The 22,248-nt window shown below is 64.0% G+C and carries 10 protein-coding genes and 1 tRNA gene; all 11 read right to left on the reverse strand.

What is annotated here, in order from left to right:
• Positions 1-25: 25 nt before the first annotated feature.
• A complete protein-coding gene (locus tag VB672_RS18315) occupies positions 26-1,357 on the reverse strand; it encodes a family 1 glycosylhydrolase (protein ID WP_329785638.1) in 1,332 nt (443 codons plus the stop codon).
• Positions 1,358-1,403: 46 nt separating this feature from the next.
• Complete coding sequence (gene metG, locus VB672_RS18320; protein ID WP_329785639.1) at positions 1,404-2,954, reverse strand: methionine--tRNA ligase; 1,551 nt, start codon at positions 2,952-2,954, stop codon at positions 1,404-1,406.
• A gap of 46 nt (positions 2,955-3,000) precedes the next feature.
• The gene (locus tag VB672_RS18325) at positions 3,001-4,065 is read right to left on the reverse strand and encodes a DNA polymerase III subunit delta' (protein ID WP_329785640.1); all 1,065 of its coding nucleotides are present in this window, start codon (positions 4,063-4,065) and stop codon (positions 3,001-3,003) included.
• Positions 4,055-4,729 carry a dTMP kinase gene (tmk, locus tag VB672_RS18330; RefSeq protein ID WP_329785641.1) on the reverse strand — a complete coding sequence of 225 codons (675 nt, stop codon included), beginning with the start codon at positions 4,727-4,729 and terminating at the stop codon, positions 4,055-4,057. Before tmk ends, VB672_RS18325 begins: the two co-directional genes overlap by 11 nt.
• A complete protein-coding gene (locus VB672_RS18335) occupies positions 4,729-5,940 on the reverse strand; it encodes a D-alanyl-D-alanine carboxypeptidase family protein (protein WP_329785642.1) in 1,212 nt (403 codons plus the stop codon). The genes tmk and VB672_RS18335 overlap by 1 nt, the downstream gene beginning before the upstream one ends.
• Before the next feature lie 126 nt (positions 5,941-6,066).
• Positions 6,067-6,993 (reverse strand): septal ring lytic transglycosylase RlpA family protein, encoded by a 927-nt coding sequence (locus VB672_RS18340; protein WP_329785643.1) that lies wholly within the window; start codon positions 6,991-6,993, stop codon positions 6,067-6,069.
• Positions 6,994-7,534: 541 nt separating this feature from the next.
• Positions 7,535-7,624, reverse strand: a tRNA-Ser gene (locus VB672_RS18345).
• 114 nt (positions 7,625-7,738) lie between these two features.
• Positions 7,739-16,489, reverse strand: a complete 8,751-nt coding sequence (locus tag VB672_RS18350) for an Ig-like domain-containing protein (protein ID WP_329785644.1) — start codon at positions 16,487-16,489, stop codon at positions 7,739-7,741.
• Between the two features lie 419 nt (positions 16,490-16,908).
• Positions 16,909-18,351, reverse strand: a complete 1,443-nt coding sequence (locus VB672_RS18355) for an HlyD family type I secretion periplasmic adaptor subunit (protein WP_329785645.1) — start codon at positions 18,349-18,351, stop codon at positions 16,909-16,911.
• Positions 18,348-20,537 carry a peptidase domain-containing ABC transporter gene (locus tag VB672_RS18360; RefSeq protein ID WP_329785646.1) on the reverse strand — a complete coding sequence of 730 codons (2,190 nt, stop codon included), beginning with the start codon at positions 20,535-20,537 and terminating at the stop codon, positions 18,348-18,350. The genes VB672_RS18355 and VB672_RS18360 overlap by 4 nt, the downstream gene beginning before the upstream one ends.
• The gene (locus tag VB672_RS18365; RefSeq protein ID WP_329785647.1) at positions 20,534-22,135 is read right to left on the reverse strand and encodes a peptidase domain-containing ABC transporter; all 1,602 of its coding nucleotides are present in this window, start codon (positions 22,133-22,135) and stop codon (positions 20,534-20,536) included. The genes VB672_RS18360 and VB672_RS18365 overlap by 4 nt, the downstream gene beginning before the upstream one ends.
• Positions 22,136-22,248 lie beyond the last annotated feature (113 nt).

Raw genomic sequence — 22,248 nt, forward strand, 5'->3', positions numbered from 1 at the left:
GCATAAATCGGATCCCGGCCTTCGTCTACCGACGTGCCCCTTGGGCGGTCACCACCGGCTCGTCATCCTCTTTCGTTTCCTTGCGGCGCATCTGCCGCAAGCGCTCCTGGTGCCTGTAGACCGGAGCCTCGTCGCATTCCTGCGGCCGGACCACAGGCACCGCGAGGCACACGCTCTGGGCTGGAAGGACATTGCACCAGTCCTGGATCAGCTGCTTGTAGCAGCGTCCCACTGGGCGGATGTTGCGGTTCAGGTCATAGAGGCCCACCGGGGTGACGCGGTTGTTCTCCTCGCGGAGCGCCGTGTCCCAGTCCATCTGGTCGGTGAGCGAATACCATGTAAAGCCGACGATCGGCACGCCAGTGTTACGCACCCGTAGGACGTTCGCCCATTGCTTCCAAAGCCAATTGACGGCCTCGTCGCCGTTGGGACCCTCCATCAGGTTTGTCTCGGTGTGCATCACCGGCAAGCGGTACCGATCATAGTATTGCCGGGTGATTTCGTCGTAACCAAAGATATCCCCGGCTGCCCTCGTGTTGCCATCTGCCTGAACACGATGCTCGTTAGTGAGATAATAGTCGTTTCCCATAATGCAGTGGTGGCGCAGCGACGAGCGGCTGAGGAAGAAATGATACTCGTCCCGGGTCATGCCGCTATCCATCAGGAACTCATACATCTCGGAATCGATGCGCCGGCCGTAATTCAGGTCCAGAGAGAGGAAGCGCCGGGCGTTCATGATCTCGGCCGGCTTGATCGCCGCCGGGTTGTCCGCATGAAAGTACTCGGATGACTCGCTCTGGATGAACAGGGCATCTGGACGAACCTTGAGGATCCGCTCCATGGCCAGGACATTGGCTTTCACGAGGTGCTTGAGGGCAGTCACGAAACTCTGATCGCTGGTCAGTTGCTCGTTCCACCAGCCATAGGCGGCGGAGAACTGGGCGCAGATGAACATCTCGTTGATCGGGGTATAGAGCTGAACCCAGGGAAAGCGGCGCGCGAAGTCTTCGGCGTAAGCGCCGAAAAGCTCTGGAAAATCCGGGTTTTGGAAATTGCCGATCCAATCCGGCACGCCGAAGTGGCACAGATCGACGATGGGGATGATGTTGCGATGGAGGATCTCGCCGAAGGTCATGTCGGCGAACGACCAGTCGTAGCGCCCCGGGCCGATGAAGGTCTTATGAAGAGGCGGACCATACCGCAGAACCTGGATGTCCAGGTCCTTCAGAAGGTCGAAGTCGGTCTGCCAATGGGCGTAATGGCCGCACTTCTCCATCTGATCGATGCGGGTGCGGCCATTGTTGATCGTCGGGATGCTGTTCTCGATCCCGGTCGCGAACATGAAGGTGGTGTACATCGCGCGCTTCCGCTGAGGGCCCTCAGGGCCGTTCAAAGCGGACGCGTCAGGACGCCTCCGCCTCGATATAACGCGGGAAAATCGGCCCAGGTTGCGGGAGAGCCGTTCCGGCCGCGAGACGATGCTCGCGCCCGACCGCCGCAATCACCCTGCCCTCCGGCGGAACGGCCAACAGGTCGAGCAGCTTGGCGGCAGCTGTCGGAACGAAAGGCTGGGCCAGGATGCCGACGGCCCGCAGGACTTCGGCGGTCACATAAAGCACCGTGTTCATGCGAGCCGGATCGCTCTTGCGCAGCACCCAGGGCTCCTGAGAGGCGAAATAGCGATTGGCTTCTGCCACCACGGCCCATATCTCCGCCAAGGCGGCATGGACAGCGAAGTCCTTCATGGCCGCCCTCGCCTTCCCCGGCAAGGCATCGGCCAGCCACAGAATGTCCTGATCGGCCTGCGTGAACTCTCCAGGCTGCGGCACGGCGGCGTCGCAGTTCTTCGCGATCATGGACAGGGAGCGCTGTGCGAGGTTGCCCAGGTCATTGGCCAAATCAGCATTGATGCGGTTGACGATCGCCTCGTGGGAGTAATTCCCGTCCTGGCCAAAGGGTACTTCACGCATGAAGAAGTACCGGATCTGGTCGACGCCGTAGGTGTCGGCCAGGTCGAACGGATCGACCACGTTACCGACCGACTTGGACATCTTCTCGCCCTTGTTGAGCAGGAATCCGTGCCCGAACACGCGCTTCGGCAGCGGCAGCTCGGCCGACATGAGGAAGGCCGGCCAGTAAACCGTATGGAAGCGCACGATGTCCTTGCCGATGATATGCACGTCCGCCGGCCAATAGTGCCAGCGAGGATCGTTCTCATTCGGGAAGCCGCAGCCGGTCACGTAATTGTTGAGGGCGTCGATCCACACATACATGACGTGCTTCGGATCACCCGGTACCGGAAGACCCCAGTTGAAGGTCGTACGGCTGATCGAGAGATCCTGCAGGCCGGATCGGACGAAGCTCGTGATCTCGTTGCGGCGGGTCTCCGGGCTGACGAAGTCCGGATTGGCCTGGTAATGGGCCAGCAGCCGATCCTGATAGGCCGAGAGACGGAAGAAATAGCTCTCTTCCTCGATCCACTCGACCGGCGTGCCCGTCGGCGCGCGCCAGCTGCCGTCGGGCTGCTTCGTCAGCTCGCTCTCGTCGTAATAGGCCTCATCCCGCACCGAATACCAGCCGGAATACTTGGAGAGATAGATATCGCCCTTCTCCTGCATCCGTCGCCACAGTTCCTGGGTGGAAGGCAGGTGGTCGGCATCCGTGGTGCGGATGAAGCGGTCGTAGGAGCAATCGAGCCGGTCGGCCATTGCCTTGAACTTCGCCGCCATTTCGTCGACGAAGGCTTTCGGCGTCGTGCCGCTCTTGTCGGCCGTCTGCTGGATCTTCAAGCCGTGCTCGTCCGTGCCCGTCATGAAGAACACGTCATAGCCGTCGATGCGCTTGAAGCGCGCGATCGCATCGGACGCGACGACCTCGTAGGCATGGCCGATATGGGGAGCCCCATTCGGGTACGAGATAGCCGTGGTGATATAGAATTTCTGCTTGTCGGCCATGTCGAATCCTAAGCCTTGAAACCAAAAATCCTTCGGCGACGAGGCTTCAGGCCGCCCGCCGAACCGCGTCGGCGAGATCGTCGAACATCGTCAGGATGAAGGGCCGGCGGTCGAGGTTGAACACGTCGATCTCACGCGCCGAGTGGCCGATCTTCTCACATACCTCCACCAAAGGCGCAAGCCGGGAGGCGCCGAGCCCGGCCCGCTCGTGGAGCCGATCGGAAACCCAGCGCTGTACGGTTTCCAGGGTCAGCTCGTAGCTGTCATCCGCATCCCGGCGGGAGAGAGCCTCTGCGAGCGCAAGGACCTGCTTGGCGTCGGTTTTCGGCAACCCGTCCAAGAGTCGGGTGACCTGGTCGATGAACGCGACCTTGTCGGCATCCAGCAGTTCCAAGGTGCGCCGGACCGAGCCTTCGCCGTATCGCAGCGCCTGATCCACTACATCCCCCGGAACATCGGTCCAGGGAGAGCCGAGAGAAGCGACCGCCGCCTTGATGTCCTGATCCTCCAGGGGGCGGAGCAGAAGACGCCGGCAGCGGGAGCGGATGGTGGGAAGAACCCTCTGGGGCGCATGGCTGACGATAAGGAACAGCGAGCGCGGCGGCGGCTCCTCGATCACCTTCAGAAGGGCATTGGCGCTCGAAATCGTCAGATCCTCTGCGCTGTCGACGATGCAGACCCTGTATCCCCCGTCCGCCGCCGTCGAGCCGAACATCCCGAGCGCCCGACGGACCGCATCGACCGGAATGGTCGCCGACGCGCCCTTCTTGTCCGTGGCAGGAGCCCTTCTCAGAACCGAGAGATTGGGGTGGGACAGGGCCGCCACCTGACGCGCAACATTCGAGTCGCTGGGCACGTCCAGCCGCGAAATGGCCCGGTCCCTGCTCTTCTGCGGATCAAGAACGGTACGGGCAACCCGGTAGGCCAGGGTAGCCTTGCCGATCCCCTGGGGCCCGCCGATCAGCCAGGCATGATGAAGGCGACCGCTGCGCAACCCTTCCAGGAAAGCCTCCTCGCCCTCCCGATGACCGAAGAAGGCAAACTGACCCCGGGGATGCCTCGTGCCCTCGAGCTGGTCCGGTTCGGCTGCATCCTGATCGTCACGCGACATCGAGGGGCCTCACGGCGGCTTGGACCATCTGGGGCAGGCGCTCGCGCAGAGCCGCCCAGATTGCAGTTTCGACCTCTTCCGAAGCCTGGTCCGCGTTGATCACGACGCACCTCCTCGGTTCGGCCCGGGCAATGGAAAGATAGGCCTGACGGAGAGACTGGTGGAAGGAGAGATCCTCCTTCTCGAACCGATCCGCTCCCTCCCCCTTCCCTGCCTGCCTCGCTCCAGCTCTGGCGAGCCCCGTCTCAGCTGGCAGATCGAGGATGAAGGTCAGATCGGGCTTTACGCCCCGGAGGGTGACCGTCTCGAGCTGGTCGATCAAGCCTTTGTCGAGATTGCTCACGGAGCCCTGATAGGCGCGGGTCGAGTCCGCGAAACGGTCGCACAGCACATGAGTCCCGCTTCTGAGGGCCGGTATGATGGTCTTGTCCAGGTGGTCGATACGGGCCGCTGCGAACAGCAAGGCCTCGGCAAAGGGCCCGAGGTGCTTGGCATGCCCTCCCAGGATGAAGGCACGGACCTCCTCGGCATGTGGGGAGCCGCCGGGCTCGCGGGTCACGAGAACGGGCTGGCCAAGCTGTTCCAGCCGGGTCTTAAGCCTCCCGATCTGGGTCGATTTGCCTGCGCCCTCCCCGCCTTCGAACGTTATGAAGCAGCCTGCCATCAAATGCCTTCGATCACGCTCGTGAAAGCGCGGCGGACCCAGCCAGTACTGAATTCCAGCAGACCATCCAAGGCCCGCTGGCTCAGCGTCCCCTCCTGGATGTCCTCGTTGGCGTAAAGCGGCATGTCGAGAGCCTGCATGTCCCCGCGATTGACCTGGAGCCGGGCCACCTCCGCTCCCTTCTGAACAGGAGCCTTCAGCGGGCCGGTATAGATGATGCGGGCGGTGACCCGCTCGCCTTCTCCACGGGGCACAAGTACACGAACAGGCTTCTTGGACACAAGCGGCAGCGACCGTTTGCTCCCACCGAAAACCTGAGCTTCGCCAACGACCTGCCCGTCGGCGAAAAGCTGCTGGGTTTCGAAGGCCCTGAAGCCCCAATCGAGGAGCTTCCGGGATTCGGCAGCCCGATCCTTGGCCGTCTTGAGACCGTTCACGACCACGATGAGTCTCTGATCGTTCTGAACCGCGGAGCCGATCAAGCCATAGCCCGATTCATCGATATTGCCCGTCTTGAGCCCATCCGCTCCGATATCGAGGAACAGCAACGGATTGCGGTTCTGCTGGCGGATCTTGTTCCAGGTGAACTCACGTTCGCCGAAGATCTTGTAGAGATCAGGATATGTCTCGATGATGTGGAGGGCGAGCTTGGACAGATCCCGAACCGTAGTCTTCTGCTCGGGATGTCCATAGCCGGTCGCGTTGCGGAAGGTCGATTTCGTCAGACCGATCTGCTTTGCCCGCTCGTTCATCATGCGGGCAAAATTCTCTTCCGTGCCGGCAATGCCCTCGGCGATGGCGATGGCCGCATCGTTGCCGGATTGGACGATGAGGCCCCGCAGAAGATCCTCGAGCCGCACAGGGGTATTCACCTTGGCGAACATGGACGAGCCGCCCGAGCCGCCGCCCCCTTTTCGCCAGGCGTTCTCAGAGATCACGAACTCGCTGTCGAAGTTCAGACGGCCGTTCTTGATCTCGTTGAAGACCACTTCGGCGGTCATGGTCTTGGCCATGCTGGCCGGCGCCGTCAATTCATCGGCATTCTTCTCGAAGAGAACCGCATGGCTGCCGGCATCCATCAGGAGGGCTGTGGGCGCGCTGGTCTGAAAATTCTGTGCCTGCGCTGCTTGCGGCCAGGCGGACGCAAGGGAGATGGCACCCCAAACAAACCCAATCGCCGCAAAGCACCGGGCGGCCTTAACGTGACGCATCGTCAACTTCTCCAGGATCTTCCCCTAGGAGACCCCGAATCTGTGGCGCGTCAACAACAAATCAACGCCCGGCCACGGTGGGCTGTGCGCGATGTCACCGGGATCAGGTGGAGTGGATACCCTGCACTAGCGCAGGACGAACTTCGACGGAGTGGCTGCCGTATAGGCGCCGCTCCTCTGGAAGCCGGACTGCGCAGCGCCGGCGGGCGCCTCGGAGAGGCTCGCCACCACCGGACGCGATGCGGCAACCGTCCCAGGGGTCGCTGAGCTGACCCGGGCAACCGGGCTCGCCGCGCCGGGGATCGTCCCGAGGTCGAACGGCCGCTCCGGTGGAAGCGGCACGTTGCTCGCAACGGCGCCCGAACCGGCGGGCTGCATTGCGCGCGACGGGGTCGGATAGGCCTCGTCGTCAGGTTCGTAGGTGCGGAGGGCGATGGCCTGGCGAGGCGCGTTCGGCTGCGGCGCGGCCTGGGCGATCATCGTCGGTGCCGAACCGGTCAGAGCAGCCGGTGTGCCGTCGGTCCTCAGACTGGCCAGGAGGATCCGGTCGTCGCTGCCATTGGTGGATGCGCGGCCGACATACTCGACGCGCACACGCGCCGTCCCGGACTGCCGAAAGCCGAGGGCCGCTGCGGCCCGCTCAGACACGTCGATGACCCGGTTTCCATGGAAGGGACCACGATCGTTCACACGGACGATCATCGAGTGGCCGTTCTGCAGATTCGTGACGCGGGCATAGCTCGGCAGAGGCATGGTCGTATGGGCGGCCGCGATCGAATCGCGATCAAAGACCTCGCCGTTGGCCGTCATGCGGCCGTGGAAGTTGGATCCATACCAGGAGGCCAGCCCCTCGCTTGCCCGGGGCGTCTCGTCCGGAACGTAGGTACGGCCGGCAACCGTATAGGGCTTGCCCACTATCTGGCGGCCGCCGCCCTTCGGAATCGGCTGACCGTCGGCGACGACCTTCGGGCTCGGGGCGACGCCATATTTGGGATCGATGCCGCCTCTGACGTTCGAGGAGCAATTGGCTGCCGTAAGGGCAATCGCGGTCACGCCTGCAATGCGGAGGAGAGTCCATTGGTTGAAGGAAGAGACATCCCCCTTCGGACCGTTTTTCGCTTCAGCGCGATCACAAGGCATGTCGTCTCGCATCCTATCGTCTGTACAGTGCATGGCATCGCCCCATGACCGAACATCAAACCAAAGTGCTTTCGGGTCCTTAAAGGGAAGTTAAACGGCCGCGCTTGTCAATGGCAAAGCTCAGAAACGAATAACAATATTTCGAATCTGAAAAATGGCCTTATAAGCAAAAAGTTATAATGATCCATTTAAGTTTTGCATTAAGCAAAAGCAGGTCGCGGTGACGACATCCGTCTGCCCAGCAAGTTCCGGCCAGGAAGCAGCCACTCAAGCTGATCAGATAAATTGTTCAGCTAAATCAGCATTTTAGCGGATAATATTCAGGAAAAGTCCGATTGAGGCAGCCTGCAGCGCAGCTTAACCAGTTGAACCAACCCTCTTGCCCGACTCACAGCCTGATTTTGAGAGGATTTGGTTAACGAATAATTGCTTGTGACTCGGCCCAATCCGGCTATGGCGGAGGGGGTGGGATTCGAACCCACGGTGGGCTTGCACCCACGGCGGTTTTCAAGACCGCTGCCTTAAACCACTCGGCCACCCCTCCTGGTACGGAGAAATCCGCTCCGGCTCTCCGCCTTGTCTAAGGCCGCCGGCCCGGACGCGTCAACCGAGACGGCCCATTTATCGGGCGGACGTCCTCCTTTGTGCCTTCCCGTCCTCAGGCCCAATGGGATCGGGCCGTGTCGATCTGGAGGTCGTCGATAGGTTGGATATGGTCCGAGGCAGGTTGGTGGAGATCCACCGGAGGATGCGATGCCGTCGACGTGGAATCATTAGCACCGATCTGGTCCGTCCATGTGCCGGTTGCCGCATGACCTGGGTCGGTTCCGCCCTCCGCCATCATCAGGAGAATGTCGGAGCCGGCCAGATCCTGCGTAGTCCCGAAATCCGCCGCGGGGGCGTGAGCTTGGCCCGGCGGCAGATCGTCCACGACGACTTCGACGGTAGTCGGTGTCGAGACTGCGCCGTCGCTGTCTCGCAGGGTTACCGAAATGCTGCGCGATCCGGCAGCGAGGCCGGATGCATTTTCGCTTTCGAGCACCAGGGACTGCAGCACGGCCGCATAGGTCCCAGGCGCCGCATGGCCGCTCAGGGTCAGGGTGCCCGAGCTGGCGGAAAATCCACCGCCCACGATCTCGATTCCCGTGTTTCCGATCATCACGCGCCCGTCCTCGGCATGCAGGACGTAGCCTTCGAAATCGAGCCGGTCGTTGGGCTGCCCTCCCGTCAGGGTGATCGTGGCGCCGCCGAGCTGCGGACTATCGATGTCGCTGGCCTGTGCGAGCCCGATCGCGTCGGCCTGATGCGCGCCGGCTTCCGCATGGGCCGGCGCGGTCAGCGCCAGTTCCGGAGCATCGTTCACCGCAGCGATCGTCACGGCGAAGGGCACCGTCTTCGTTGCGGTTGGGCCGGTGGCCTCGGTGCTGGTCGCCTGAAGGGTGAGGTTCAGGGTGCCGTTCCAGTCCTGAGGTGGAATGAGCTGCAGATCGGCTAGGCTGCCCGCAGGCACCCTCCACGCGCCGTTGGCAAGTGCCTCGCCGTGCGAGAGCTTGAAGCCTGCGGGGATCCCAAGAAGGCTGACCGACAGAGTCTCGGAACCGTCGGCATCCACGAGGGCAGCGGACAGGTTCAGCTGAATCGTACGATCCTCCTGCCCCACCACATCGTTGGCGATCACCCCAGGCGCGTCGGCAACCGCATTCACGGTCACCGCATGCGTTCCGGTTACCTCCCGGCTCACGGTGACGCCGTTGCCGGTGTCCGTGATGGTTGCTTTCACGGTCAGCGTGAAATCCGCATCGCTATGCTCCGACAGGTTGATCCTCACGAGACCGGCGCTCAGGTCGGCGGTCGCAACGTGCCAGGTACCATCCGGAAGCTTTGAACCACGGTTCAGGCTGGCCCCGTTCGGCAGCCCCGACACCTGGGCGAACTCCGACCAGGATTCGGATCCGTCCTTGTCCAGGAGCGTGAAGGTCGGGTTCAGCAAGATGCTGGTGTCCTCGTCCCCCGTGCTTGCGCCGCTGATCGTGCCCGCATCGGCCACCGGATTAAGGCTGATGGTGAAATCTCGGGCCGTATGAGCCGTGGTCTTTCCGGAGCTCTCGGTCGATATGCCGGTCAGCGTGAGGGTGAATGAGCCGGATACTTGCGCCGGCGGGGTGAAGGTCAGGCCGTTGAGCTGCGCCGGTGTGAGCAGCCAGCTGCCATCGGCCTGCTTCGTACCGGCGTTGAGGCTCGCGCCCGCCGGCAGCCCGCTGAGCACGAAGGTCAGGGTCTCGGAGCCGTCCGTATCGCGCAACGCGCCGCCCAAGCCCGCCAGGGAGATGGTCGTATCCTCATTGCCGAAGATATTCACCACCGTCACATCCGGCGCATCAGCCACGGCATCGACCTGCACGCGGAAGGTCGCTTCGCTCGCGGCAGTCTCGCCATTCGTCTCCTGAGACGTCGCACGGATGGTCAGCGAGAACGTGCCGGAGAAATTCTCCGGCGGAGTCACGGCGAGCCGCGGCAGATCGGACGGGGAAACGATCCAGGTCCCGTTCGCTTGAGGCGTTCCATGCGTGAGGGTGGCCCCAGCCGGCAGACCTGAGACGACCACCGACAGCACCTCCGAGCCGTCACGGTCCGTCAGGATGGCCGAGAGGTTCAGGGCAATCGGTTGGTCCTCCAGGCCTGAGACGTCGCGGGCGCTCACGACGGGCGCGTCAGCACCGGCATCCACCTGCACCTGGAACGAGGCTTGGGTTGTGGCCACAGAGCCATTGGACGTTTCCCGTGCGTGCGCCAGCATCGTCAGATTCATGGTCCCGCTCCAGTCGGCGGGTGGAGTCACGGTCAATCCGGCGAGCTGCGAAGGCGTGAGCGTCCAGCTCCCGTCGCCGTTGTTGATACCCTTGGAGAGGCGCGCACCTTCCGGCAATCCGTCGATCACCACCGAGAGCACTTCCGAGCCGTCTTTATCCGTGAGACTGGCCGTGAGATCGAGCTTGATCGTGCCATCTTCATCACCGGTCGCGTTTTTCACCGTGACGACGGGAGCGTCGGCGGAAGGTGCAACCGAAAGGGTAACCGTTCGGGTCGTCGCCTGCGTGTCGCCGTTGCTCGCTTCCCGTGTCGTGGCCTCGACCTTCAGGACGAAGGTCCCGTAGGCGTCAGAAGGCGGCACGAAGCGCAGGCTCGCGAGATTTGCCGGATCGACCTGCCACTTTCCGCCACCGAGCTCGATGAGCCCTGTCCCCTCAAGACGGGAGCCTTTGGGAAGGTCGGAGATGACAATCGACGTGACGGTCTCGCTCCCATCCCGATCACCGGCCGCAATGGAGAGATTCAGCGGCACCCCCGTATCCTCGATGCCCGCGGGCGGATTGGCGCTGATGACGGCACCGTCGGCAACGGCGTCCACGTTCACATTCAGATCGGACGCTGTGCTCGTCTGGCTGCCTGTCGCTTCTGTCGAGATCGCCACAACATGGAGTTTAATCGTGCCCGAAAAATCCGCCGGTGGTGTCAGGGTCAACTTATCCAGCTGATCAGGGCGCAGGACCCACGCTCCGGTCTCCGGATCCTTCACGCCGGCCGACAGACGTGCGCCATCCGGCACGCCTTCGATCCGGATGCCGAGGGTTTCCCGACCGTGATCCTTGTCATCGGTTTTGGCCTTGATAGTCAAAACGACGCTGTCGTCCTCGTCCGTCTTAGCGTCTTTGACGATCAGATCAGGAGCCTGCGCCACCGGCGCTGCGCCGGGCACCGTACCCGACCCGTCGCCACCTGTTCCTCCACCGATGGGCGCCGTGACCGTCACCGGGACCAACTCGGTCCGAGCGGCTTGGTCACCCTCGCGTTCGACCCCGACTGCAGTCACCGTCAGATTGAAGGTTCCCGTATATCCGGCAGGCGGACGGATAGAGAGAGTGGGAAGAGCCTCGACTGGAACCAGCCATAGGTTGTTGCCAGCGGGGATTCCAGCCGACAGGGTCGCCCCATTCGGCACGTTCCGCACCCAAATATGCAGCGTCTCGGAACCATCCGTATCGCCAGGAACTGCCGTGATGTGGAGTGGGATCCGGCCATCATCCGGGTTTATGCTATTGTGGCCCGTGCCGTTCGATCCCGTTATCGTCAGGACGGGCGTGTCGGCGTCCCCGAGCGGGTCCACCACCATCTGCCCGCCGATCGTAGCCCGTACGCCGCCGCTGTCCTCGATCGTCATCGTGACACGCAGAGTAGCAGCCCTGTCGCTGTCGTGAGGCATGGTGAGGGTCACACCGGTCATATTGGCTGCGGCGATCCTGTAGATCCCACTCCCATCGGCCGTAACGACGGTGCCGTTCGCCAGACGCAGCACGGCGCCGTCGGGAACCCCGCTGATGAGAATGTCGCCGACAACCTTCTCCGAGTTGTCGCTGTCCCGAAGGCCCGGATTGAGGCGCAGCGCGATCGGCTGATCCTCGGTTCCGTGCATGGTGCCCCAGTTGCCGGAGGCCCCGTCGAGACCGCCGACAGCGGGAGCATCCACAACCGCCTTCACCTCGACGGGGAAATTGACCGGAGTCTTTGCCTCGTCGCCTCCCCGCTCCTCCTGCGAGATTGCCGTCACAGAGAGATTGATGGTTCCCGAGAAGTTGGCCGGCGGCGACAACGTCACCACCTTGGCCTCGTCGGCCGTCAAGGACCAGACGCCCGGCCCCCGATAGGTACCGTGGGACAGTGTAGCGCCATCCGGCACGCCCCTGATCACGAAGCTGAGCGCCTCGGAGCCGTCATTGTCCGGCAGAGTGGCTGTGAGATTGAGAGCGATCGGGCTGTCCTCGAAGCCGCTGGCGCCGGTCACGTCCATGACGGGAGCATCTGCCACGGCCCGCACCGTCACCGGAATGTCTCGCGGCTGGCTCTCTGCCTTGCTGCCGTTGGGTTCCGCCGAAATGGCGACGACCGTCACCGTGAAATCTTTGTCGGAGTTGGCAGGCGGCGTGATGGTGAGGCGGTTCACGAGGGCTGGATCGACCGTCACGCTCCCGTCGACCACGGCGAGTTCCACACCGCCTGCCCGCACCACCGCGCCGTTCGGAATGCACGTGATCCGGAAGACGACGATCTTCTCCGAACCATCCCGGTCGGTGGTCCAAGCCGCCATGTTGAGGGGAATGGCGGTGTCCTCGTCACCCACGGCTGGAGCAACGCGAAGCCCCGGCGCGTCGGCAACGGCATCGACCGTAACCTGGAAGGGCACCTCCCGCACTTCCGTTTTGCCGGTCGAGGTCTCTTTCGCGGTCGCCTCGATCTTCAGGTTCAGCGTGCCCGAAAAATCCGCCGGAGGCTTGATGGAGACGCTCGGGAGATCCTTCGCATCCACGTGCCAGGAACCGTCGGACTGGAGCACACCCTTCGTGAGAGATGCTCCGCTTGGTACGCCGAGAATCCTGACGGTCAGGGTTTCCGATCCGTCCGTGTCGGCGAGCGAGGCCGAGAGGTTGAGCGCAATCGCCTGATCCTCGTTCCCGGACACGGCCATGGCGGTCACGTTCGGAGCGTCGGTGATTGCCGTAACCTTGACGCCGTAGGATCCCGTGACCTCCTGGCTGACGGTCTTCCCGTTGCCGCTGTCGCTCAGTGTCGCTTTGAACGTCAGGGCGAAATCTTCATCGCTGTTCACCGGCGGCTTGATCTGCACCCGCCCGGCCCGGAGATCCGCCGTGGAGACCGTCCAGACCCCGTCCGCCAGCGTCCCGCGGCTGAGCGTCGCTCCGGCCGGAACGCCAATGATCTGCGTGGTGTCGGACCACTTTTCGGATCCGTCTCTGTCAGGGGTATTGAACGTCGGACGAAGCGTGATCCACGTATCCTCGTTGCCGGTGATCGATCCGCTGATGGTGCCCTTGTCCAGCACTGGATCGAGATTCACGGTAAACGGCGCGGATCTCTGAGCTGTGGGGGCGCTCGGGTCGCTCTCCGTGGCGACGGCCGTGAGGGTCAGGCTGATGGGCCCGGAGACATTCGCAGGCGGCGTAAGGACTACAGTGTCGAGCTGGGCGGGCGTGAGAAGCCAGCGACCGTCAGCCTGTTTGATCCCAACATTGAGTTTCGCGCCGGCAGGCACTGTGAGCAGGAAGCTCAGACTCTCTGAGCCATCGAGGTCACGCAAAGCTCCGCCTAGGCCTTTGAGAGTAACCGGCTCGTCCTCGCGGCCGGAGAAGTTCACCACCGTCACGTCCGGGGTATCGGCAACCGCACCGACCTGCACGTGGAAGGCGGCCGTGCTGGTTTCCGTATCGCCATTGCCCTCCTTCGACGTTGCCTCGATACGCAGGTTCAGCGGTCCCGAGAAGTCCTTCTGGGGCGTGAGCTTCAGGTGCTGCACGTCGGACGGGGAGACGGTCCAGCTGCCGTCCGGCTGGCGTGTACCGTGAGACAGAGAGGCCTCGGCGGGCACGCCGAAGATGGTGACCGAGAGCAGCTCCGATCCGTCCTTGTCCTTCAGCGCCACCGAAAGGTCGAGCGCAACCGGCGTATCCTCGAGACCCGCGACGTCATGGGCAACGATCTGCGGAGCATCGGCGACTGCCTCGACTTCGACCTTGAAGGGGACGCGGGTCGTCGCCGTCGATCCGTTCGACGTTTCCCGCGACTGGGCCACCAGTGTGAGTTCCATGGTGCCACTCCAGTCGGCGGGCGGCGTCACTGTCAGCCCGGCGAGCTGCGATGGCGCGAGACTCCAGCTGCCGTCGCCGTTGTCGGCACCCGCGGACAGCTGCGCGCCCTTCGGCAGGCCTTCGATGACGACAGAGAGCACTTCCGACTTGTCGGTATCGGTCAGCGTCGCGGAGAGATCAAGCGCAATGGGCTGGTCTTCCCTCGTCGCCGTGTCGTGGGCACCGGCATCCGGAGCGTCGGCCACGGCCTCTACGTGCACCTTGAAAGGAGCATCGGTCGTCGCCGTCACGCCGTTCGTACTCAACGAAACGGCCCGCAGGGTCAGACCGATCGTACCGGAGAAGTTCTCCGGCGGCAGGATGGAGAGATCGGCAAGATCCTTTAGATCGACATGCCAGCTGCCATCCGATGCACGGCTTCCGTGCGACAGCGAGGCGCCAGCGGGAACACCGATGATGCTCACCGACAGGTTCTCCGAACCGTCGGTATCGGTCAGGGCGGCGGAGAGGTCGAGGGGCGTCCACTTGTCCTCATGGCCCGATGCGTCATGGACGCCGACCAGTGGCATGTCGGACACGCTGTCGACCTTCACCTGGAACGCAGTGCTCCGCGTCGTCGTCGAGCCATTGGAGGTTTCGCGGGCTGTCGCCTGAAGGGTCAGGTCGATCGTGCCCGAGAAATCCTTTGGCGCCGTGATGGTCACATGAGTCAGATCGGCGGGAGGGACGCTCCAGCTGCCGTCGGGCAGGCGCGTGCCATGCGAAAGCGAGGCGTCGGATGGCACGCCAAGGATGCTCACCGACAGGATTTCCGATCCATCGCTGTCGACGAGATTGGCCGAGAGATCGAGTGGAATCGGCTGATCCTCATCACCCGACACGTCCGCCGCCGAGACTTGCGGAGCATCCGCAACCGCTGCCACGGCGACCGTATGGGTCCCCGTCACCACGCGGCTGCCATTCGTACCATTCGCGCTGTCCGTCAGGGTCGTCGTCAGTGTCAGGGTGAAATCCTGATCGCTGTGCTCGGCCGGGCGGACCATAACGAGCCCGGCGCGCAGATCGGCGGTCGATACCTGCCACACACCCGGTCCAACCTCGGTGCCACGATTGAGCGAAGCCCCGGACGGCAGACCTGCCACTTGGGTGAATTCACCCCATGTTTCCGAACCATCCGCGTCAGGCGTGATGAAAGTCGGCTGGACAAGGATCGCGGTATCTTCCGATCCTTCGCTTGTGCCCGCCACCGTACCAGCATCGGCGACCGGACCGACGCGCACGGTGAACGTCGTGGACGTGCGAGCACTCGGAACGCCCGCCTCGCTTTCGGTCGCAGTAGCCGTAAGAGTCAGGCTGATCGTACCGGAAAAGTCCTTGGGCGGTGTGACCGAAAGATGCGCGAGATCAGCGGGAGACACGCTCCAACTGCCGTCGGACTGGCGTGAACCATGCGAGAGCGACGCGCCGACCGGCACGCCGAGGATGCTCACCGAAAGAAACTCCGAACCGTCTGCATCGACGAGATTGGCCGAGAGATCGAGCGGAATCGGCTGATCCTCGTCCCCGGACACATCAGCGGCCGATACCACGGGAGAATCGGCCACAGCCGTGACAGTGACGGTATGGGTTCCGGTCACGACGCGGCTGACGTTCGTGCCGTTCGCATGATCGATCAGCGTCGTTGTGAGGGTGAGGGTAAAATCGTCGTCGCTGTGCTCGGCCGGCCGAACGGACACAAGCCCGGCCTGCAGATCCGCCGTCGAGACCTGCCACACACCCGGTGCGATCTCGGAGCCGCGATTCAAAGAAGCCCCTGGTGGCAGGCCGGCCACTTGGGTGAACTCGGACCATGTCTCGGAACCATCCGCATCTGGAGTGATGAAAGTCGGCCGGATCAGGATCGGCGCATCTTCCGATCCCGCGCTGGCACCGGTGACGGAGCCGGCATCCGCAACGGGATCGACGGTCACCGTGAACGTGGCGGAGGTGCGCGCGCTGGGAACACCCGGTTCGCTCTCCGTCGCGACGGCCGTGAGAGTCAGGGTAAACGATCCGGACGTCTGCGGCGGCGGGGTCAGGAACAGCCCTTCAAGTTGCGCCGGCGTTAAGGCCCATCGCCCGTTGCCGAGCGCGGTGCCGGCGCTCAGCGTGGCGCCCGCGGGCACACCGCTCAGCACGAAGCCGAGGCTCTCGGAGCCGTCCGTGTCACGCAATGCACCGCCCAAACCGGCGAGGCTTACAGGGGCATCCTCCTGGCCATAGGCATCAGTGACCGTCACACCGGGGGCATCGGCCACCGCATGAACCCGTACCTGGAGCGTCGCATCGACAATCGCTGTCCCGCCATTCTCCTCCTGCGAGGTGGCGCGCAGGGTCAGGTTGAGGGTGCCTGAGAAGTTCGGTGGTGGAATAAGGCCCAGATGCTGCAGATCGCCGGGAGACACGTCCCAGCTGCCGTCGGCCTGACGCGTGCCATGCGTCAGAGACGCGCCTTCGGGAACGCCGAAGATCTTGACCGACAGAACTTCCGATCCATCCGTATCGGCAAGAACTGCCGAAAGGTCGAGAGCAATCGGCTGATCCTCCTGCCCATCCGCATCTCTGACCTGCACAAGCGGGGAAGCGGCCGCCCTATCCTGCGGCTCTTCGGGCGCCGGCTGATCCTCACGCGGTGGCGCAACCACAGCCCCCTCGTCGGGATCCGGGGTGCTTGTCGTCACACGCTCGGGCTCGAAGGCTGCACCGGTCATGGCAGGCGGAGCGCTGGAGGACCCGCTTGAAGCTGCCGTTCTCGACGCCGGGGCAGTATGAGGCGCTGTTGAGGCAGTGACAGAAGGGATATCGGGCAATGCCGAATTCAAATCCGCCGACGGGCGTGAAGGAGGAGGAACGTCCAAACTCTCAAGCGATACGTCAACGGTCCGAGGCGCCTGATCCGCAGGCAGAGACGTTATCCCGCTCGACCGGGCTGAGGCGCCTCCCGATGGAGCGCCCGGCACCATGCCGAAAGCTGCAACAGCCTCCGTTCCACCGACGAGATTGCCGCTGGCACCGCCGTCCCCGATGGGAACCGCACGCTGCACAGCACGGAGGGCGCGCAGGGCTTCCTCATCGACGACACTGGCGTCGAAGGGAATGGTCAGATCCGGTTGCTGCGTCATGGATGTGCTCAGCGCTCGTGGAAGGATGCCGCCATGGCCGAATAGATCGGCTTCAGCAGGTATTGCAGCACTGTCTTGGTGCCCGTGGTGATGTCAGCCTGGACGGTCATGCCGGCGACGAGCTGCGCATGGCGCGGATCCTGGCCGACATGCTGCTGCTTGAGCGCGATGCGCGCGCGGTAATGGGGCTGCCGCTGCTCGTCGAGGAAGGTGCCGGCCGAAACCCGCTCCACCGTTCCCTCGACCGAGCCGAAGCGGGCATAATCGAAGGCTTGGACCTTCACATGGACCGGCTGGCCGACCTCGATGAAACCGATATCCCGCGGCATCAGCCGCACATCCGCCACGAGTTGCGTATCCCGCGGCATGATCTCGGCCACCAGGCCTCCAGGCGGCAGCACGGTTCCGGGACGATGCACGGCGAGGCCGCGCACAACACCGCCGATCGGTGCCCGCAGCTGGATGCGCTCTGCCCTATCCTCCAGCTTGCGGACCACCTCCTTCGTCTCGGCAATCTCCAGCGCGACCCGCGCGGCTTCCTGACGTGCCTCGTCGACCGCAGCGGATTGCGCCTCGGCAACGCGGGCCTGAGCCTCGGCCAGACTGCGCTGCGCCGTGGCACGCTGGCCGGTCAACCGCTCGTGCTCAGCCTTCGCGCTCATGAAGAGACGCTGCGCCTCCAACACGGAAAGGCGGGTCGTCAGGCCGTTGCGAGCGAGGTCCTCGCGGATCCCGAGTTCCTTGGAGTGCAGTTCCATCTGCTCCTGCACGGCGGAGATCTGCCCGGCCAGCGTTGCCAGATCACCGCGCCGCTGCGCCACCTGTTCCTGCAGAACCGAAACACGGTCAGCGAGCGCCCGCAGGCGTGCATTCAGAGCCGCGCGCTGCGGCTCGAGGAAGAGACCGGAGGTCAGGGGCGGCACGCTCTGCGTATCCCCACCCGCATGTGCGATGATACCGGCGGTCGGCCCCTGGCGACCGAGCGTGTCCATGGCGACCACATTGCCGTCCGCAGCAGCCGCGAGGCGCTGCGCTTGCAGCTGCAGGGATTCGAGCCGATGCCGCGACTGCGACAGCTCGGTCTGCGCCACCGCATCGTTCATGCGCAGGAGGGGCTGCCCTTCCTCGACCGCTTCGCCCTCGTTTACGAGCACTTCGGCGACGATGCCGCCTTCGAGATGCTGGACGGGTGCAGGCGCAGTCGCCGGGGCGATCTCACCGACGCTGACGGCGACTTCCGGCACATGGGCCAGGGACGCCCAGGTAAGCCCTGCAGCTACCAGAAAGCCGGCCCCGAGGACAACGGTGCGTTCCAGTCCGCGGACGCGCAGCTCTTCGAGCGCCAGCACATGACTGTCCGGACGCGGCTGGCGGCTGGCACGCGGCAGACTGGGACGATCCACCGTCGCGGGAAGGATTTCGCCGTTGATGCTGGCGGTCTTGCTCATCATGCAACTTTCGAGCTGTTGGCGGCAGCCAGGTTCCCGAAGGCGGCATTCGCCACAGAGGAGCCGATCGGGGCTCGCGTGGGGCGGGGACCGACGGGAGGAGCCGTCTGTTGGTCGAGTTCTTCCACCTGCCCGTCGCGCAGGCGCAGGACGCGATCGGCAAGGCGGATGTGGCTGGGCCGGTGCGTCGCCATGAGGATGGTGCAGCGGCCGCGACGCGAAGCAATGACGTCGGTGAAGGCTTTGGCGCACGCGTCGTCGAGCCCAGCAACCGGTTCGTCGAGCAGCAGAATCGGCGCATCGCGCAGCAAAGCCGCCGCGAGAGCGATACGCTGCAGGATGCTGCGCGGCAGGCGGCCACTTTGGTTGTCACCCACGCGGGTGTCGAAGCCTTGGGGCAAGGCCTCGATGGCTTCCAGAACGCCCGCCTCCGCGGCTGCATTGCGCAGATCCGCGTCGGACGCACTGGGACGGGCGAGTCGCAGGTTCTGCGCCACGGTGCCGTAGAGAAGTCCCGGCGATTGCGGCACCCAGCCTATGCTGCGACGGAGCACGGCAGGATTGAAGGATCGCACGTCGTGGCTGTCGATGCGCACCAATCCACCTTGCGGCCTATAGAGACCGGCAATGAGCAGCAACAGGGTCGACTTGCCGCTTCCTTCGGCGCCTGTCACTGCCACAACTTGGCCAGGCTGGATGGAGAAGCTGGCGCCGGCCAGGACAGGTTCCGATTGCGGCAGGTAGCGCAGGGTCACGCGCTGGAACACGATGCCCCCCTGTTCCGGCGGCGCCATGCGGGCTTCGAGCGGTGGAGGCCGCTCCGTCTCCAGAGCCATCAGCCCGTCAACCTGACGGATGGAGGCCTGCGTCTGCTCCCAACGGGAGAGCATCACAAAGCAGGTCTGCATGGGCCCCAGAACACGCCAGATCAGCATCATTCCGGCAATCAGCGCACCAGCCGTCATGGCTCCGCCCAGGACCGAGAGGACACCGATCACCACTGCGGCCAGCCCAGACAGCGTCACGAGAGCCTGAGCTGTGGCAAGCACCGAGCCCGACAGGGTGCTGACCCGTGCCGAGGATACGGCCGCTGCCGCCGCCGCATTGGAATAACGATCGATCCAGCGCTCCTCGGCGCCTACGAGCTTCAGGGTCCGTACGGTTTCGAGGGCTTCCACAGCCAGCGCCTCCCGCATCTGGTTGGCGCGAGCCGCCTGTTCGATCGCCAGCCGCATCGGTCCGCGTGAGATGAAGTAGAGGATGACGAACCCCACTGCCGTGCCCACCGGCACTACGGCGATCCAACCTCCCAGCACCACCATGAGCATGATGACGAGCAGCGTGAAAGGCATGTCGAGAAGTGCGACGGCAAAGCTGCCTGTGAGGAATTCGCGAATAGCCGCAAAGTCCCGTAGACGTGATACCTGAGAGGCCGTTCCGGCCCGTTCGACCAGTGCAGTCGGCAGCGACATCAGCTGCGTGAAGACAGCACTTGGAACAAGCCGATCAAGCCGCTCGGCGATGCTGAGCAGAGCCCGCTGTCGGATGGCCCGGAAAGCGACCTCCAGAAGGATGGCGGCTGCGGCGCCTGCAACCAGCATCGGCAGAGTTTCCGGGCTGTAGCCGGCGATTACCGTGTCGAAGACCGCCATGGTGAAGATGGGCACAGCGAGCCCGAGTACCGCCATCAGCCCGCTGATGCCGAGCAGGGCCGGAAGATCGCCCCTGAACCTTCGTGCGATGCCGCTGAACCAGCTCTGACGTGGCGCTCCGGCATCCGTATCGATGACCAGCATCATGGTGCCACGCAGGCCCTTGGGGTCGCAGGGATGCACCGCACCGGTCGCACCGTCGATCAGCAGGACCCGGCCCTCTTCATCCCGATAGACGATGGCGGCCGCGCCGCCGGAGGGAAGCAGGATGGCGGGCAATCGCCTCGGGTCCAAGGCGCCCTGCGAGAGGCGTTCCATGCGGGTTGGATAACCGAGGATGGCGAGGGTATTCCGCACGTCCGTGAGGTCGATATCCGGCTTGACATGCGGCAGGGCTGACAGCAGGTCGTCTGCGCTGCCGGACCATTCCATCAACCACAGCATGGTCGTCAGACAGCGGGCGAGATCGGAAGGCGCCAGCAAATCCTCGGGCAATTCCAGCGGGCGGTGCGAGCGGTCTTCCCTGATCAGGCTCATGACATGCGCTCCAATCGGCCGTCGCGAATCGCATAGACCCGATTTGCGATGTTCAAGGTGGATGGGCGGTGGGTGACGATGATCACCGTCACCCTGCCCCGCAAGTCCGCCAGCAGGCGCGCAAGGCGTGCGTCGCTGTCGCCGTCGATCTGCGAGGTGATGTCGTCGAGGAGCAGAATGCGCGGTTCCTCGACGAGTGCGCGGACGACACCGATGCGCTGGGCTGCGCCGCGCGGCAAGGGCGTCGCGGCTACGCCGACTTGGGTGTGCCAGCCACCTGGCAAGGCGCTGGCAACCTGATCGAGACCTAGCTCGGTCGCCAAGTGTAAGGCCAGAGCTTCGCGCTGCGGCTGGTGCATGGTCAGATTCTGCAGCAGCGTGCCACGCACCAATGCCGGATCCGGTGGAACCAGAGCGACCAGCCGACGTGCCGGCCCGGTATCGACCTCGGCGAGATCCTGCCCGTCGATATAGACGTGTCCGTCCGTCGCTTTCAGATCACCCGCGATCAGGCGCAAGAGCGCAGAACGGCCGGATCCGTTGGAACCCGTGATGCCGACGATCTCACCGGGCTGCGCCTCCAGATCGAGACCGTCGAACAGCCATTCGGAGTAGCGAGGCGTCCGAAAGCGGACGTCCTGCAAAAAGACGTGCCCTGCCGAGACCTGCAGCGAGTTCCGTTCGAGACTGCGCTCCTGCGGTAGCGCGCCGATCTCGGCCACACGCCTCTTGCTCTCTTTCAGCGACTGCAGGCGAGACCATAGGGCGACTCCGCCGAGCAGAGGCTGCATCGTACGGCCGACCAGCATGGTGCAGGCGCCGAGGCCGCCGACACTGAGCTGCCCGTTCAGGACCATGTGGCAGCCGAAGGCTGCCACGCCCACCGTGGCAACCTGGGCCAGCAGCATACCGCCTTCCTGCCCGGCCGAGATCGCATGCGACAGTCTCCGGCGCAGTTGGGCGGAGCCGTTCTGGAGGCGCTCATAGCGGCGCTCAAGCAAGGGCTCGGCTCCCAGCACCTTCATGGAATGGATGCAGCTCAAGGTATCGAAAAGAAAGTTGAAGCGGCGCTCCTCGGCGAGGGCGAGGTCATGGGCGGCGCGGCGCACGCGGCGGCCAGTCAGCGCAGCCAGGAATGCGACACCCGTCAGCAGCGTCAGTGGCACCAGAACAAGCGGGCCGGCTAGGTACCAGATGCCGACGAGGTAGAGCAGCGCGAAAGGAAGATCGAGCATTGCCTGCAGGGCAGGCCCCGACCATGCTTCACGTAAAGTGCCGATAGCCGAGAGACGCTCGGCATAGTAGCCATTGCCGTGGGCCTCCAGAGCCGACAGGGGGGCATTCAGCAGGCACTGCATGGCCTGCCGATGCGCCTGAGCCTCGGACGTTGCTGCGACGCGGGCCAGCACCCGGCCGCGCACATGGCGCAACAGCGCCTCCATCAGAATTGCAATCGCGACCGTCGTCGCGAGCACCGCAAGGGTGCCGACGCCCTTGTTCGGCAGGATACGGTCATAGACCTGCAGCAGGGCGACAGGGAGAGCCAAAGCCAGCAGGGTGATGAGCAGGGTTGCCTCGACCACCGGGATCAGGAACATGATTCCGAAGCGGCCGATCAGACCTCTGAACGGGCGTGTCAGCCAAGGGCCGGCGGACACCACCGATGGTGCCGCGGAAGAAACGGCGGACCGATCCATAACGCTACCAATGG

The sequence above is a fragment of the Microvirga sp. CF3016 genome (assembly GCF_036314085.1).
Classification (GTDB): Bacteria; Pseudomonadota; Alphaproteobacteria; order Rhizobiales; family Beijerinckiaceae; genus Microvirga.

What these genes read in the sequence shown, in the direction of transcription:
- VB672_RS18315 (WP_329785638.1), bottom strand. Translation starts at nt 1,357, where the DNA reads ATGTACACCACCTTCATGTTCGCGACCGGGATCGAGAACAGCATCCCG.
- metG (WP_329785639.1), bottom strand. Translation starts at nt 2,954, where the DNA reads ATGGCCGACAAGCAGAAATTCTATATCACCACGGCTATCTCGTACCCG.
- VB672_RS18325 (WP_329785640.1), bottom strand. Translation starts at nt 4,065, where the DNA reads ATGTCGCGTGACGATCAGGATGCAGCCGAACCGGACCAGCTCGAGGGC.
- tmk (WP_329785641.1), bottom strand. Translation starts at nt 4,729, where the DNA reads ATGGCAGGCTGCTTCATAACGTTCGAAGGCGGGGAGGGCGCAGGCAAA.
- VB672_RS18335 (WP_329785642.1), bottom strand. Translation starts at nt 5,940, where the DNA reads ATGCGTCACGTTAAGGCCGCCCGGTGCTTTGCGGCGATTGGGTTTGTT.
- VB672_RS18350 (WP_329785644.1), bottom strand. Translation starts at nt 16,489, where the DNA reads ATGACCGGTGCAGCCTTCGAGCCCGAGCGTGTGACGACAAGCACCCCG.
- VB672_RS18355 (WP_329785645.1), bottom strand. Translation starts at nt 18,351, where the DNA reads ATGATGAGCAAGACCGCCAGCATCAACGGCGAAATCCTTCCCGCGACG.
- VB672_RS18360 (WP_329785646.1), bottom strand. Translation starts at nt 20,537, where the DNA reads ATGAGCCTGATCAGGGAAGACCGCTCGCACCGCCCGCTGGAATTGCCC.
- VB672_RS18365 (WP_329785647.1), bottom strand. Translation starts at nt 22,135, where the DNA reads ATGTTCCTGATCCCGGTGGTCGAGGCAACCCTGCTCATCACCCTGCTG.